Genomic DNA, 14,338 nt, shown 5'->3' on the forward strand with positions numbered 1-14,338 from the left:
ATCGTCGGGTTCCGACATTCTTGGCGGTTCACGGTTCCTTGATCGTCGGATGCCGACAATCGTGGGCGTAAAAGCGCCTTGATCGTCGGCATCCGACGATCACGCCACGCCGTGGACGACTTCGCGGCCGACGTCGGAGTCCCCCGCGCGGGCCAGCGCTTGGATCTGACGGCGTACGACCAGGAGCGGGAGGATGCCGAAGACGCCGAACGAGATGTCGATCGCGGTCCACCAGAGCGGAATGCCGCGTACTGGGCCGGCGATCAACGCCAACGGCACGACCGCCACACAGGCGAGCATCGCCCACTCGACGACCCAGATGTTGCGTACGGGGTCGCGGATCGGGCCGACGAAGGCCAGTGCGATGACCAGGTGGGCGAAGGCCAGCCAGTCCGTCCCATACGCGATGAAGGGGTAGCGCGCGTCGGTCTCGACGATGCCGGTGTGAATGCGGTCGATCCAGTCCGCGACGCCACCCGGAAGCGGCAGGCCGTCGGCCAGCCCATGCAGCATCTTGACCTCGGTGACCAGCGGAAACGCGGTCAGACCACTGAGCACGAGGCCGATCAGGAACAGGAAGATCCAGACGCGGATTCGGCGGAGACGCCGTTGCGAGGTCATGCGGTGAGCATACTTGAACACGTTCAAAACCGCGCTGCGGGGATGATCACGCCGTGAGCAGCGGGTAGGGTCAGCGGCGTGAGTGAGACGCCCCGGAAGACCCGAGTCGCCGTGATCTTCGGCGGCCGCAGCACCGAGCACGCGATCTCGGCCGTCAGCGCGGGCAGCATCCTGGCCGCGCTGGACCCCGCGGAGTACGAAGTGGTGCCCATCGGCATCACGCGCGAGGGTCGCTGGGTCCTGACCTCCGGTGATCCGTCGCAACTGTCGATCACGGCCGGCGACGGTCCGGGACGGCTGCCCGAGATCACCGCCGAGTCGGGCGACCAGGTCATCCTGCCCGGCGATCCGACCGGCTCCGACCTCGTCCTCGCCGGCGGGGCGGCACTGACCACTCTGGAACCCAGCCACGGCTCGACCGCGCTGTCCGACATCGACGTCGTCTTCCCGGCCCTGCACGGGGCGTACGGGGAGGACGGCACGATCCAGGGCCTGCTGGAGATGGCCGGAATCCCGTACGTCGGGGCGAACGTCTTCGCGTCGGCCGCCGCCATGGACAAGGAGTTCACCAAGAAGCTCGCCGTGGTCGAGGGCATCCCGGTCGGCCCGTACGCCGTCCTCCGAGCCGGTCAGTCGCTGGCCGAGGAGGACAAGCAACGCCTCGGCCTCCCCGTCTTCGTCAAGCCGTCCCGCGCCGGATCGAGCTTCGGCATCACCCGCGTCAACGACTGGGCCGACCTGGACGCCGCCATCGCCACCGCCCGCGCCATCGACCCCAAGGTCTTGGTCGAGGCCGCGATCTTCGGCCGCGAAGTCGAGTGCGGAGTGCTCGAGGGCGAATTCGGCGGGGCGCCGGAGGCGTCGGCACTGGCCGAGGTCCACGTCAGCCCGGATCACGTCTTCTACGACTTCGAGGCGAAGTACCTCGAGGACGCCACGACCTTCGACATCCCGGCCGACCTGCCGCCGCATGTGACGGCCCGCATTCAGGACCTGGCCCGGCGGACCTTCGCCGCGCTCGACTGCGCCGGGCTCGCCCGGGTGGACTTCTTCGTCGCCAACGACGGCGAGGTCTACCTCAACGAGATCAACACCATGCCGGGGTTCACCGCGACGAGCATGTTCCCCCGGATGTGGGCGGCCAGCGGAGTCGACTACCCGAAGCTGGTCACCCGGTTGGTGCGTACCGCGCTGCGGCGGGGAACCGGCCTGCATTGAGGCGCTCGCCGGCACGCCTTCAAGATCCAGTGCCCGTGGTCTGCGATATGCCCCAAGTCGATCAGTGCGCCGGGGAGTCGATCAGGGCCGCCGGGACACGACACGCCGGTCGATCATGGCGGAAAGTTCATGATCAACGAGAAAGGGACAGGGCGAGGGCCGAGGAGAAGTCGGCGAGAAGGTCGTCGGCGTCCTCAATCCCACAGGAAAGCCGAACGAACCCGGGAGCGGTCCGGTCACCCCATTGCTCCCGCCGGTCGGCCGTAGTGTGCAACCCGCCGAAGCTCGTCGCCGCCACCACGAGCCGAGAAGCCCGCAGGAACTCCGCGACGGCGGCGGCCGAGGGCAGGGTGAAGCCGATGATCCCGGGAATCCGCCGCATCTGCCGGGAGGCGACCTCGAACGACGGGTCACCGGGCAGTCCGGGCCACCGCACGTTCGACACCGCAGGGTGCGTACTGAGGAAGGTGGCCAGCGCACTCGCGTTCAAGGTCTGCTGCCGAAGCCGAAGGTCGAGTGTAGACAGCGATCGCCGGGCCAGCCAGGCGTCGAACGGGCTCGGGATCGCGCCGGCGAGCGTACGCCAGGACGCCATATGCTCATACAAAGCAGGCGAGAGAGCGGACACGTACCCCAGGAGCAGGTCGGAGTGCCCGCTCAGCGCCTTGGTTCCGGAGGCGACCGAGATGTCCGCGCCGAGGTCCAACGGCCGCTGCCCCAACGGGGTGGCGGCAGTGTTGTCCACCGCGACCAACGCGCCCGCAGCATGCGCGGCTTCCGCCACCTGAGCGATGTCGACGACGTCCAACGACGGGTTCGCCGGTGATTCCAGCAGCACGAGGCGTACGCCGTCGAAGGACGGATAGGGTCCGGCGGTCGGTGCCTCGACCACCCGAATGTCCAAGTCGGCCAGGAACGACGACGCGAAGGTACGCACGTTGTAGTACCCGTCGCTGGGCAGCATCAGGGTGTCGCCGGGACGCAGCACCGTCATGAGCACGGCTGAGATCGCAGCCTGGCCGCTGGGGAAGGCGAGGGTGTCCCCACCTTCCAACTCGGCGATCGCGGCCTCCAGTACGCGCCTGGTCGGGTTGTCGCCCCGGCCGTAGCCGTCGATCCCGGGTTCGTAGCCCTCGGCCGGGAGTGCGTACGGCGCGGCGAAGACCGGTCCCGGCTGCAGCGGATCGCCGGGCGACAGTGGCGGCAGGCCGGCATGGACGCAGCGGGTGGAGTCGCCGAGTGAGCTCATGGCGCGAGACTAACGCCCGCCGACCCGGCCCGGACCGGCAAGACGGGTGATCTTGAACGGAAAACGTCGCCCCGGCAACCGGAACCATTCAAGATCAAGACTGACAAGATCCAACGGGCTACTCGGCCTTGACCTCGCGAGTCATCAGGGCCCGGACGGCCACCCGCGGGTCGAGTCCTTCGTGGCAGACTCGTTCGACCTGTTCGGTGATCGGCATCTCGACGCCGTGGGCGCGGGCGAGGTCCCGGATGGATAGGCAGCTCTTGACGCCTTCGACGGTGTACTTGGCGGCTTCCTGCGCCTGCTCCAGCGTCATGCCGCGACCGAGGTACTCGCCGAAGGTGTGGTTGCGCGACAACGGCGACGAGCAGGTCGCCACGAGGTCGCCCAGTCCGGCCAGCCCGGAGAAGGTCAGCGGGTCGGCGCCGAGGGCTACGCCGAGGCGGGCGGTTTCGGCAAGGCCCCGGGTGATGAGGGAGGCGCGGGTGTTGTCGCCCATGCCCATGGCCTGCGCCATCCCGTACGCCAGAGCGATGACGTTCTTGACGGCCCCGCCGAGTTCGCAGCCGATGACGTCGTCGTTGGTGTAAGGGCGGAAGTACGGCGTGAAGACGGCCTTCTGCACGCGCGCGGCCCGGTCGATGTCCTCGCAGGCGACGACGGTCGCGGTCGGCTGCTCGGCGGCGATCTCCGGCGCGAGGTTGGGCCCGGTGACGACGGCGACCCGGTCCGGCTTGACCCCGGTGACCTCGACGATGACCTGGCTCATCCGCAAGGTAGTGCCGAGTTCGACGCCTTTCATCAGGGAGACGACCGTCGAGTCGGTGTCCAGATGCGGCCCAAAAGCCGTCAAATTAGACCGCAATGTCTGCGACGGGACCGCGAGCACCACCAACTCCGCGTCGCGCAAAGCAAGACTAGCGTCAGTAGTGGCAGTCACCCGAGACCCGATGGGACCGGACATGTAGCCCGGGTTCTCGCCGGTGGAGGAGATCGCGTCGACGACAGACGACCGCCGGGCCCACAGGACCACGTCGTTGCCGGCGTCGTTGAGAACCTTGGCGAAAGTGGTGCCCCAGGAACCGGCACCCAGCACGGCGGCTCTCACGCCTGCCCCTTTCCAGCGCGAACGGGCACGTAGATGGGCGGTGCCGGCTCGCCCCGGATCTCACTGAGCAGGTCGCGTATGTGGTTCGTGATCTCGTCGGTCACCGCGTCCAGCACGGCCCGCGTGGGTTCGGCTCCCTGCCAGGCGCTCAGGTCCACCGGCGGACCGGCCCAGACCGCGACGGGCACCCGCTTGAGCCGGAACTTCTTGGTGCGCGGATCGAAGAGCTGCTGAGCGCCGTCCTGCGCGATCGGGATGACCGGGGCGCCGGTGGCCAGCGCCAGCCGCGCCACGCCGGTCTTGCCCTTCATCGGCCACAAGTTCGGCTCGCGGGTCGTGGTGCCCTCGGGGTAGATGACGACGCAGCCACCGGCCGAAACCGCCGAGATCGCCGCGTCCAGCGCTTTCGCCGCGTCGACCGTGCCGCGGAACACCGGGATCTGGCGGCACCAGTGGAGGATCTTGCCGGCCACCGGGATGCGGAACACGCTTTCCTTGGCGAGGAACTGCGGCCAGCGTCCGCTGTCGTAGACGTAATGCGCCGCGGTGAACGGGTCGGCGTGCGAGACGTGGTTGAACGCCAGGATCACGCCGCCGGTCGCGGGAATGTGCTCGAAGCCGCGCCAGTCACGCCGGGTCAACGCCGTCATCAGGGGCTTCACCAAGATCACCGCGAATCGCGGCCAGAATCCCAGCTTGCGCACGCCTCCGCCTTCCCACAGCACCCGTCGAGGAGTCATCATGCCTGCCCGACCGGGGCGTCGGCCAGTCAGGCTGGCAAGATGCTGCCGGTGGGATGGTCGCTGCTCGTGCCGCTCAAGGCACTGCCGCGGGCGAAGACCAGGCTCCGTGGAGCGCTTGCCGGAGTGGGTCACGAACGGCTCGTGGTCGCTCTCGCTCTTTCTACGGTACGCGCAGCGCAGCGCGCCGACGGCGTACAGGAGGTCATCGTGGTGACCGGGGATCAGCGGCTCCGCCGCGAGCTGACGCCGTTCGGAGTGCGGTTCGCCGACGACGCGGGCTCGCTCAACGGTTCCCTGGTCTTGGCGGCAGCCGCCCTGGCCGGCCGCTCGGTCGCCGCCCTCACCGGGGACGTGCCGGCCCTACGCCCGGTCGAGTTGGCCGAAGCGCTGGCGTTGGCCGACGTCCGGTCGTTCGTCCCGGATCGGCCCGGCGTCGGGACGGTGCTGCTCGCCGCCCCGGCCGGGGAACCGCTGCGACCGCAGTTCGGCCCCGATTCGGCGTACGCACACGCCCAGTCCGGCGCGAAGCGGCTCGACGGCGTCTGGCCGACGTTGCGCCGCGACGTGGACACCGCAGCCGACCTCGAGGAAGCCGTAAACCTAGGCTGGAAGCTCGATCTTTCCTAGGCTGGAGGGGTGCCACGCTCGGCTGCTGCCGTTCTGCGGCGCGCCGCTGACGGCTGCGCCGATGGGCTGCTGGCGGCGGAACCGTTGATCCGCGCGAACACCCTGTCTCCCGACGGCGACACCCCGGTGCATGACGCGCGGGTGGCGGTCCGTCGGCTGCGTTCCGTTGTGCGTACCTTCACCAGAACGCTGGACGAAGCATGGAGCCGGCGCGTGCGCGCGAATCTGAAGTGGCTGGCGGATCTTCTGGGTGCCGCGCGCGACGCGGAGGTGTTGCGGGCCCGGCTGCGCGCGACGGGCGACCGGCTGGACGTGGCCGCGTTCGACGAGGCGCTGCGAGCGCGAGCCGAAGCGGCCCGGACCGACCTGCTGGCGGGCCTGGACAGCGCGCGGCTGCCGCTGCTGGTCGCGTTGCTGCGCGAACCGGAGTTCCGCGGGCGAGCGCACCGACCGGCCAAGAAGGTGCTGCCGAGACCGGTACGCCAGCAGGTCCGGCGGTATGAGACCGCGGTAGCCGACCTGACCCGCGACTCCCCGATCGAGCAGTGGCATCGGGTCCGTATCCTGGCCAAACGAGCCCGGTACGCCCTCGACATCGCCGGTCATGGTCGGCGCGCCAAGGAACTGGCGAAGGTGCAGAGCCTGCTCGGCGAGCACCAGGACGCCGTCGTCGCAGCTCGGGCGTGGCGGGAGTTGGCCCCGGCCGATCCCCGGACCGCGTCCCGCCTCGTCGAACGGGAACTCGCCGCAGCGCAACGAGCCCGGGAAGCCTTCCTCGCCGCGCCGTCGATTCCCGGTCGGTAGGCTGACCCCATGCAGGGCACCGTTTCCGAGTTCGATCCGCAGACCCGCGCCGGGGCGGTGCTGCTCGACGACGGCACCGAGGTCCGGTTCTCCCCCAGCGCGTTCGCCGCGGGCGGGCTGCGCCTGCTGCGTCTCGGGCAGCGACTCCGGCTGGAGCGCGACGAGCACGGCGAGGTGGTCCGCGTGACGTTACCCACGATGCCCTGAGCTGAGTTGCCGGAAGTTCACCTTCGCGTCACCCAAGCCTGGGAAGAATGAACAGGTGAGCTCCTCAGCAGCACCGGCCACCCCCGCCGAACCGCCGGCCGATCTGCCCGACGATCGGTTCCTCAACCGCGAGCTGTCCTGGCTCGACTTCAACGCCCGGGTCCTCGCCCTGGGTGAGGATCCCGCCACTCCACTGCTGGAACGGGCGAAGTTCCTCGCCATCTTCGCCACCAACCTCGACGAGTTCTTCATGGTCCGGTTCGCCGCGCTGCAACGGCGCTGGCAGACCGGCCTGCCGTTACGGGGCGCCGACCGCAAGCCCGCCGCTCGGCAGCAGCTCGACCTGGTGACGTCGCGAGCCGCCGAGCTGGTCGCCCGGCACGCCGCGTGTTTCGAGGAACACGTACGCCCAGAGCTCGAAAGCGCCGGGGTCGTGGTCGAACGGTGGAGCAAGCTCTCCGAGGAGGAACAGTCCCGGCTGCACGAATACTTCCTGGAACACCTGTTCCCGGTGCTGACCCCGTTGGCGGTCGATCCGGCGCACCCGTTCCCGTATATCTCGGGACTGTCGCTCAACCTCGCCGTGGTCATGCGGGATCCCGACGGCGGGCCGGATCTGTTCGCCCGGGTGAAGGTCCCGGCCAACGTCCCCCGGTTCACCGCGCTCGGCAGCGGGCGGTACATCGCGGTCGAGGAGCTCATCGCGGTCCACCTCGCCCGGCTCTTCCCCGGGATGTCCATCGTGGAGCATCACCTGTTCCGGGTGACCCGCAACGCGGAGGTCGAGATCGAGGAGGACCGGGACGAAGACCTCCTCCAGGCGCTGGAGCGGGAACTGGCCCGGCGGCGCTTCGGTCCGCCCGTACGCCTGGAGGTGGCCGAAGGGATCAGCTCCGACGTCCTGGAGACCCTCGTCCGGGAACTCGCCATGGACGAGCGCGACGTCTATCGCGTACCGGGGTTGCCGGATCTGTCGGCGCTGTGGCAGATCTACGAAGAAGCGGACCGCCCCGAGCTGAAGGAGCCGAGCTTCGTCCCGCCCACCCATCCGCGCCTGCGCGACGGCGAACGCAGCATCTTCTCCGTCATCCGCGACGGCGACATCCTGGTGCACCACCCGTTCCACTCGTTCTCGACAAGCGTCCAGCGCTTCATCGAGCAGGCCGCCGCCGATCCCAACGTCCTGGCGATCAAGCAGACCCTCTACCGGACCAGCGGCGACTCCCCGATCGTGGACGCCCTGGTGGACGCGGCCGAGGCGGGCAAACAGGTCGTGGTGGTGGTCGAGGTGAAGGCTCGGTTCGACGAATGGGCCAACATCGGCTGGGCCCGGACCCTGGAACGCGCGGGCTGCCACGTGGTCTACGGGCTCGTAGGGTTGAAGACCCACGCGAAGATAGCCCTGGTCGTACGCGAGGAAGGTGCGGTTCTGCGCCGCTATTGCCATGTCGGCACGGGCAACTACCACCCGAAGACCGCGCGGCTCTACGAGGACTTCGGTCTGCTGACCGCCGCTCCCGAAGTCGGCGAGGACGTCACCGAGTTGTTCAACCGCCTCACCGGATACGGCCGGCCCCCGTCCTACCGGCGGCTGCTGGTGGCCCCCGAAGGCGTCCGGTCGGGTCTGCTGGAACTGATCGAGGGTCAGGCTGCACGGGGTCGCCGGGGACTCATCCAGATGAAGGTGAACTCCCTCGTCGACGAGGACATCGTGGACGCCCTGTACGCCGCTTCCCGCGCCGGAACCCAGGTGGATCTGGTCGTACGCGGCATGTGCACGCTGCGGCCCGGCGTACGCGGCCTGTCCGAGCGCATCCGCGTACGCTCGGTGCTCGGCCGGTTCCTGGAGCATTCCCGGGTGTTCCGGTTCGGTCAGGGTGCGGTCGCCCAGTGGTGGCTGGGTTCGGCCGACGTCATGCGGCGCAACCTCGATCAGCGAGTGGAAGCCCTCGTCCGGGTCGCCGATCCGGCTTCGATCCAGCAGCTCAGCTCGATGATGGAGCTCTACCTCGCCGACGAGTCCGGTGGCTTCGACCTCGGTGCCGACGGGGTGTGGCAGCGGCGTACCGGGCGGGATCCGCAACTGGTGCTGCTGTCCGGCGCGACCGCCCAATCCAGCTAGCGCGCTCGTCTGGCAGTGCGTACGCGAACAGGCGCCCGTGGAACCACGGGCGCCTGTTAGGTGTCAGCCTTCTCAGCGTCGAGCGGCCTTCTTCGCCGGAGCCTTCTTGGCGGGCGCCTTCTTCGCGGTCGCCTTGGCCGCCGACTTCGCCGGAGCCTTCTTGGCCGCGGTCGCCTTGGTCACGGCCTTCTTGGCCGGAGCCTTCTTCGCCGCCACCGACTTCTTGGCGGGCGCCGACTTGGTCGCCGCCTTCTTCGCCGGAGCCGTCTTCTTGGCAGCGGCCTTCGTCGCGGTCGCCTTCTTGGTCGGCGCCGCCTTCTTCGCGGCCGCGGTGGTCTTCTTGGCCGCCGCCGTCGCCGTGGTCTTCTTGGCGGCCGCGGTCTTCTTCGCCGCGGCAGTCGCCGTCTTCTTGGCCGCGGCGGGCTGCTTGCCGCTCGCCACCGCCTCCTTGAAGCCGGCACCGGCGCGGAACGCCGGAACGGCCGTCTTCGGCACCTTCACCGCTTCGCCGGTGCGCGGGTTACGCGCGGTCCGGGCGGCGCGCTGCCGCTTCTCGAAGACGCCGAAGCCGGTCAGCGAAACCTTGTCGCCCTTGGTGACAGCGGTCTCGATTTCGGCCAGAACGGCGTCCAGCGCGGCGGTTGCGGTCTTCTTATCCCCCAACCGGGCGGCGAGCGCCTCGATGAGCTCGGCCTTGTTCACGGTTCCCTCCCGAGTGTTTCCTTACTGGACTTTCAACCAGTCATTCTTCGCGCACGGTAAGCCCTGCCATACACATTTCCAAACACGTGACGGGTAAACGGCATTTGTGTCGCGCGTATGTCTCTAACTGGCAGTGTGCAACAAAAGTGAGGCCCGCGCTCGTTGAGCGCGGGCCTCGGGGTTCGCTGAAATCAAGCGACAACCGGTTGGTACACCGGGCGTGCGGCTTCGAAAGCGGTGATGGCGTCGGCGTGCAGCAAGGTCAGGCCGATGTCGTCCAGCCCTTCCAGCAAGCGCCAGCGGCTGAAGTCGTCCAGCTCGAAAGCCCAGGTAGAAGCCCCGGCGCGGACTTCCCGCGCGGCCAGGTCCACAGTAACCTCAGCCGTCGGGTCGGATTCCGAACGGGCCCAAAGACTTTCGACTGCATCGATGGGTAGCTCGACCGTCAACAGCCCTTGCTTCAACGAATTCCCCCGGAAGATGTCACCGAATCGGGGAGCGATGACCACCCGGAAGCCCCAGTCCCGCAGGGCCCAGACGGCGTGTTCCCGCGACGAGCCGGTGCCGAATTCGGGGCCGGCCACCAGAATCGAGGCCTCGGCGTACGCCGGATCGTTGAGCACGAAGGCCGGATCCTCGCGCCAGGCGCTGAACAACCCGTCCTCGAACCCCGTGCGGGTCACCCGCTTCAGGTACACCGCTGGGATGATCTGGTCCGTGTCCACGTTAGAGCGGCGCAGCGGGACGGCCGCCCCGGTGTGGCTGGTGAACTTGTCCATGTCTCGCGTTCCTCGGTTTTCTTCGATCAGACCAGGTCGGCGGGCGCGGCCAGGCGGCCCACCACGGCGGTGGCGGCGGCGACGGGCGGGGAGACGAGGTGTGTACGCCCGCCCTTGCCCTGCCGGCCCTCGAAGTTGCGGTTCGAGGTGGAGGCGGAGCGCTGGCCCGGCTTCAGCGTGTCGGGGTTCATGCCCAGACACATGGAGCAGCCCGCGAACCGCCATTCCGCGCCCGCTTCGGTGAACACCTGGTCCAGTCCCTCGGCCTCGGCGGCCGCCCGGACCGCAGCCGAGCCCGGAACCACCAGCATGCGTACGCCGTCGGCCACCTTGCGGCCCTTGAGCACTCCGGCGGCGGCCCGCAGATCCTCGAGCCGGCCGTTGGTGCAGGAGCCCACGAAGACCACGTCGACCTCGACCTCACGGAGCTTCTGGCCCGGCGTGAGACCCATGTACGCCAGCGCCCGCTCGGCGGCGGCCTTCTCGGCTTCGTCCACGAACGACTCGGGGTCCGGGATCGCGGCGTCCAGCGGAGCACCCTGACCCGGGTTGGTGCCCCAGGTGACGAACGGGGTGACCTGGCTGACGTCCAGCGTGACCTCACGGTCGAAGACGGCGTCCTCGTCGGTACGCAACGTGCGCCAGTACTCGACTGCCGCGTCCCAGGCGTCGCCCTGCGGCGCGAACCGGCGGCCCTTGAGCCAGGCGAAGGTCGTCTCGTCCGGGGCGATGAGGCCGGCCTTGGCGCCCCATTCGATGGACATGTTCGAGATGGTCATGCGGCCCTCCATGGAGAGCTGCTCGATGACCGGGCCGCGATACTCCACGACATAGCCGCGCCCGCCGCCGGTGCCGACCTGCGCGATGAGCGCCAGAATCAGGTCCTTGGCGGTTACGCCGGGCTGCAGTTCACCGACGAAGTTCACCGCCATCTGCTTGGGCCGCGCCTGCGGCAGCGTCTGCGTCGCGAGGACGTGCTCGACCTCGCTGGTGCCGATGCCGAAGGCCAGCGCGCCGAAAGCGCCGTGCGTCGACGTATGCGAGTCGCCGCACACGATCGTCGTGCCGGGCTGGGTCAGGCCCTGCTGCGGGCCCATCACGTGTACGACGCCCTGCTCGGGGTCGCCCAGCGGGTGCAGCTTGACACCGAACTCAGCGCAGTTGCGGCGCAGCGTCTCGATCTGGGTCCGGCTGACCGGATCGGCGATCGTGAGGAGATTGTCCGTGGGGGTGTTGTGATCCTCGGTCGCGATCGTGAGATCCGGCCGACGCACCGGGCGGCCCGCCATCCGGAGGCCGTCGAAGGCCTGCGGGCTGGTCACCTCATGAAGCAGATGCAGGTCGATGTAGAGCAGGTCGGGTTCGCCGGCTGCGGATCGGACTACGTGCGCGTCCCAGACCTTCTGGGCGAGCGTCTTCATCACTGTGTCTCCCACCATATGGACATCCCAGCTTTTGGGAGGTATGTTTCGGTGTGTGGGACACAGTATGTCTGGCGTGGGCGTCCTTGACAAGGCGGTAGTGATTCTGGCCGCCTGTGTGGATGGCGCGAGCCTCGCCGAACTCGTCGAACGCACCAAGCTGCCGCGGGCAACGGCGCACCGGCTGGCGCAGGCCCTGGAGATCCATCGCATGCTGGTACGCGACACGCAGGGCCGCTGGCGCCCGGGCCCCCGCCTCGGGGAGCTCGCCAACGCCGCGCCCGACGTCCTGCTGACCGCAGCCGAGCCGCTCCTAGCCGCCCTACGCGACAACACGGGCGAAAGCGCCCAGCTGTACCTGCGCCGAGCGGACGAGCGCATCTGTGTGGCCGCCGCCGAACGCGCCTCCGGCCTGCGCGACACCGTGCCGGTCGGCGCGATACTGCCGATGACGGCCGGGTCGGCAGCGCAGGTGCTGCTGGCCTGGGAACCGCCGGAGGCGGTCATGCCGCTGCTCCCGCGCTCCAAGTTCACGGGCAAAACCCTCGCCGAGGTACGCCGCCGCGGGTGGGCGCAGTCGGTCGCCGAACGGGAAGCCGGTGTGGCGAGCGTCTCCGCTCCCATCCGCGACCGCACCGGACGGGTGATCGCCGCGATCAGCGTCTCCGGCCCGATCGAACGCCTCGGCCGCCGGCCCGGCGACCGCCACGCCATGGCGGTGGTGCGCGCCGGCCAGCGCCTCTCCGGCCTGTAGCCCCTTCCTTGCAGATCACGGTTACGCATGCCAAACGCGCCCGCGGAAGCCTGCGTAACCGTGATCTGCAGGGAGAACGAGCGCAAAGCAAAGCGCCGCACTCGAAGGAGTGCGGCGCTGTCTGTAGCCCCGACCGGATTCGAACCGGCGCTACCGCCTTGAGAGGGCGGCGTCCTAGGCCGCTAGACGACGGGGCCGTAGAACTTTCCGGATTCACACTTTTGCCGCCTTCCGGCGGCGAACTGAACCTTACCAGATCCAGCTCCCGGGCGCTAAATCGCGCTCGGTTGCTGGGGTACCAGGACTCGAACCTAGACTAACTGAACCAGAATCAGTTGGGCTGCCAATTACCCCATACCCCATCGACACCGGTAACCCGAAGGCTTCCCACTGCCGAGGAGGAACTTTACCCGACCGGTTCGGGACGCGCCAAACCGGTATCCCCCCGTGTTTCGTGAGGCGCACTACGCTGCGGGTGTGGTCGATGTCCTTCCCGCCTGGCTGCGCCCCACCCGGGGCGAACACCGTACGCCGGCCGCGCTCGCCGTCCTGGTGATGATCGGCTTGCAACTCAAGGTTTCGCACGCGCTCGACGTCCGCCCCGGCTGGCTGATTCCGGTGATCGAGGGCGTACTGCTGCTGGTGCTGCTCCTGTCGAATCCGGGCCGGGTGAACCGGGAGACCCGTTGGCTTCGGTGGCTCGGGCTGAGCCTGGTCGCGGCGGCCAGCCTCGCCAACGCGTACGCCGCCGGCCGGCTCGTCTATGACATCGCCACCAAGCACGACGAGGTACGCGGGCTGTCCCCGGGCGTACTGCTGCTGACGGGCGGGGCGGTCTGGCTGACGAACGTCATCGTTTTCGGGCTCTGGTACTGGGAACTCGATTCGGGCGGTCCGGCGGCCCGCGCGAACGCCCGCAAGGACCGGCCCGACTTCCTCTTCCCGCAGATGACAGCGCGGGATCTGGCGAAGCCGGACTGGGAGCCCGGCTTCGTCGACTACTTCTACGTCTCGTTCACCAACGCGACGGCGTTCAGCCCCACCGACACGATGCCGATGAGCCGGTGGGCCAAGCTGACCATGATGTTCGAGTCGGCGGTCTCCGTCACCGTGGTCGCCCTGGTCGTCGCCCGCGCGATCAACATCCTCTAGAGGTTCAGGACGGGGTTCGCGAGCGTCCCCACACCCTCGACGCTCACCGTGACGACGTCGCCTTCGGTCAGCGGGCCGACCCCGGCCGGCGTACCGGTGAGGATCACGTCGCCCGGCAGCAGCGTCATGACGTGGGACACGTACGAGATCAGGGTGGCCACGTCGAAGACGAACTGACTGGTGCGGCCGAGTTGGCGTACCTCCGGCTCGTCACCGGCGTGCCCCACCTCGCAGCGCACCTCCAGGTCGGAGGCGTCGAGCTCGGTCGTGATCCACGGACCCAGCGGGCAGAACGAGTCGAAGCCCTTGGCCCGGGTGAATTGGACGTCGGCCTTCTGCAGGTCACGGGCGGTGACGTCGTTCGCACAGGTGTAACCGAACACCGTCTTGAGCGCGTCGGCCCGATCCACCCGGCGGGCGCCGGTGGCGCCGATCACGATGGCCAGCTCGGCCTCGTGCTCGACCTGGTGCGACTGCGGCGGGAGCCGGATCGGGTCGTTCGGGCCGATGACCGAGGTCGTCGGCTTGAGGAACAGCAACGGCTCCTTCGGGACCGCGTTGCCCAACTCGGCCGCGTGCTCGGCGTAGTTGCGGCCGACGCAGACGACCTTGCTGGGCAGGATCGGCGACAGCAGCCGGACGTCGGCCAGCGCCCAGCGCTCGCCCGTGAACTCCAGCTCGCCGAACGGATGGCCCTTGATCGCCGCAACGGTCAGGCCCTCGGTCCCGGCCGAGTCGCCGGCCGGGGACGAGCCTTCGACGACGCCGAAGGACATGCCACCGGAATGAACAAAGCGTGCGATCCGCACCACAACCCCCACCAAGTAGCGA

15 protein-coding genes and 2 tRNA genes are annotated in these 14,338 nt (G+C 68.9%); 7 read left to right on the forward strand and 10 right to left on the reverse strand.

Annotated features, from left to right (window positions below; genetic code table 11):
• Positions 1-99 precede the first annotated feature (99 nt).
• Positions 100-621, reverse strand: a complete 522-nt coding sequence (locus HOV77_RS22045) for a hypothetical protein (RefSeq protein WP_290864559.1) — start codon at positions 619-621, stop codon at positions 100-102.
• A 78-nt stretch (positions 622-699) separates the two neighbouring features.
• Between HOV77_RS22045 and HOV77_RS22050 the strand changes: the two genes are divergently transcribed.
• Positions 700-1,839, forward strand: a complete 1,140-nt coding sequence (locus tag HOV77_RS22050) for a D-alanine--D-alanine ligase family protein (RefSeq protein WP_290864560.1) — start codon at positions 700-702, stop codon at positions 1,837-1,839.
• A 133-nt stretch (positions 1,840-1,972) separates the two neighbouring features.
• Here the strand turns inward: HOV77_RS22050 and HOV77_RS22055 are convergent, their stop codons facing one another.
• The 3 genes from HOV77_RS22055 to HOV77_RS22065 all read right to left on the reverse strand — a co-directional run bounded on the left by HOV77_RS22055 (position 1,973) and on the right by HOV77_RS22065 (position 4,936).
• The gene (locus HOV77_RS22055) at positions 1,973-3,088 is read right to left on the reverse strand and encodes a cystathionine gamma-lyase (RefSeq protein ID WP_290864561.1); all 1,116 of its coding nucleotides are present in this window, start codon (positions 3,086-3,088) and stop codon (positions 1,973-1,975) included.
• A 118-nt stretch (positions 3,089-3,206) separates the two neighbouring features.
• Positions 3,207-4,196, reverse strand: a complete 990-nt coding sequence (locus HOV77_RS22060) for an NAD(P)H-dependent glycerol-3-phosphate dehydrogenase (protein ID WP_290864562.1) — start codon at positions 4,194-4,196, stop codon at positions 3,207-3,209.
• Complete coding sequence (locus HOV77_RS22065) at positions 4,193-4,936, reverse strand: lysophospholipid acyltransferase family protein (RefSeq protein ID WP_290864563.1); 744 nt, start codon at positions 4,934-4,936, stop codon at positions 4,193-4,195. Before HOV77_RS22065 ends, HOV77_RS22060 begins: the two co-directional genes overlap by 4 nt.
• Before the next feature lie 42 nt (positions 4,937-4,978).
• On the opposite strand from HOV77_RS22065, the gene cofC reads away from it, so the two are divergent.
• From cofC to HOV77_RS22085, 4 genes are read left to right on the forward strand one after another with little or no spacing between them, the layout of a single operon-like run.
• Complete coding sequence (gene cofC / locus HOV77_RS22070) at positions 4,979-5,566, forward strand: 2-phospho-L-lactate guanylyltransferase (protein ID WP_290864564.1); 588 nt, start codon at positions 4,979-4,981, stop codon at positions 5,564-5,566.
• Positions 5,567-5,575: 9 nt separating this feature from the next.
• Entirely contained in the window at positions 5,576-6,370 is a 795-nt protein-coding gene (locus HOV77_RS22075) for a CHAD domain-containing protein (protein WP_290864565.1), read from the forward strand.
• Between the two features lie 9 nt (positions 6,371-6,379).
• A complete protein-coding gene (locus HOV77_RS22080; protein ID WP_290864566.1) occupies positions 6,380-6,577 on the forward strand; it encodes a cold-shock protein in 198 nt (65 codons plus the stop codon).
• A 55-nt stretch (positions 6,578-6,632) separates the two neighbouring features.
• Positions 6,633-8,699, forward strand: coding sequence for an RNA degradosome polyphosphate kinase (locus HOV77_RS22085; protein ID WP_290864567.1), 2,067 nt, complete (start codon positions 6,633-6,635; stop codon positions 8,697-8,699).
• A gap of 72 nt (positions 8,700-8,771) precedes the next feature.
• Here HOV77_RS22085 and HOV77_RS22090 read toward each other — a convergent pair whose 3' ends face one another.
• The 3 genes from HOV77_RS22090 to leuC all read right to left on the reverse strand — a co-directional run bounded on the left by HOV77_RS22090 (position 8,772) and on the right by leuC (position 11,619).
• Positions 8,772-9,401: an HU family DNA-binding protein gene (locus tag HOV77_RS22090; protein ID WP_290864568.1), complete on the reverse strand. Its 630-nt coding sequence runs from the start codon at positions 9,399-9,401 to the stop codon at positions 8,772-8,774.
• A 191-nt stretch (positions 9,402-9,592) separates the two neighbouring features.
• Positions 9,593-10,180: a 3-isopropylmalate dehydratase small subunit gene (gene leuD, locus HOV77_RS22095; RefSeq protein ID WP_290864569.1), complete on the reverse strand. Its 588-nt coding sequence runs from the start codon at positions 10,178-10,180 to the stop codon at positions 9,593-9,595.
• Positions 10,181-10,206: 26 nt separating this feature from the next.
• Entirely contained in the window at positions 10,207-11,619 is a 1,413-nt protein-coding gene (leuC, locus tag HOV77_RS22100; RefSeq protein WP_290864570.1) for a 3-isopropylmalate dehydratase large subunit, read from the reverse strand.
• Positions 11,620-11,668: 49 nt separating this feature from the next.
• Here leuC and HOV77_RS22105 point away from each other — a divergent pair, with 49 nt between their 5' ends.
• Positions 11,669-12,355 carry an IclR family transcriptional regulator gene (locus tag HOV77_RS22105; RefSeq protein ID WP_290864653.1) on the forward strand — a complete coding sequence of 229 codons (687 nt, stop codon included), beginning with the start codon at positions 11,669-11,671 and terminating at the stop codon, positions 12,353-12,355.
• Between the two features lie 124 nt (positions 12,356-12,479).
• On the opposite strand, the gene HOV77_RS22110 is transcribed toward HOV77_RS22105, so the two are convergent.
• Positions 12,480-12,552, reverse strand: a tRNA-Glu gene (locus HOV77_RS22110).
• Between the two features lie 93 nt (positions 12,553-12,645).
• Positions 12,646-12,717: transfer RNA gene (locus HOV77_RS22115), tRNA-Gln, on the reverse strand.
• A gap of 115 nt (positions 12,718-12,832) precedes the next feature.
• On the opposite strand from HOV77_RS22115, the gene HOV77_RS22120 reads away from it, so the two are divergent.
• Positions 12,833-13,507: a DUF1345 domain-containing protein gene (locus HOV77_RS22120; protein WP_290864571.1), complete on the forward strand. Its 675-nt coding sequence runs from the start codon at positions 12,833-12,835 to the stop codon at positions 13,505-13,507.
• Here the strand turns inward: HOV77_RS22120 and HOV77_RS22125 are convergent.
• On the reverse strand, positions 13,504-14,316 hold the full coding sequence (locus HOV77_RS22125) for a fumarylacetoacetate hydrolase family protein (RefSeq protein WP_290864572.1): 813 nt from the start codon (positions 14,314-14,316) through the stop codon (positions 13,504-13,506). The genes HOV77_RS22120 and HOV77_RS22125 overlap by 4 nt on opposite strands.
• Positions 14,317-14,338 lie beyond the last annotated feature (22 nt).

Source organism: Hamadaea sp. (assembly GCF_013362815.1).
In the GTDB taxonomy this organism is placed as follows: Bacteria; Actinomycetota; Actinomycetes; order Mycobacteriales; family Micromonosporaceae; genus Hamadaea.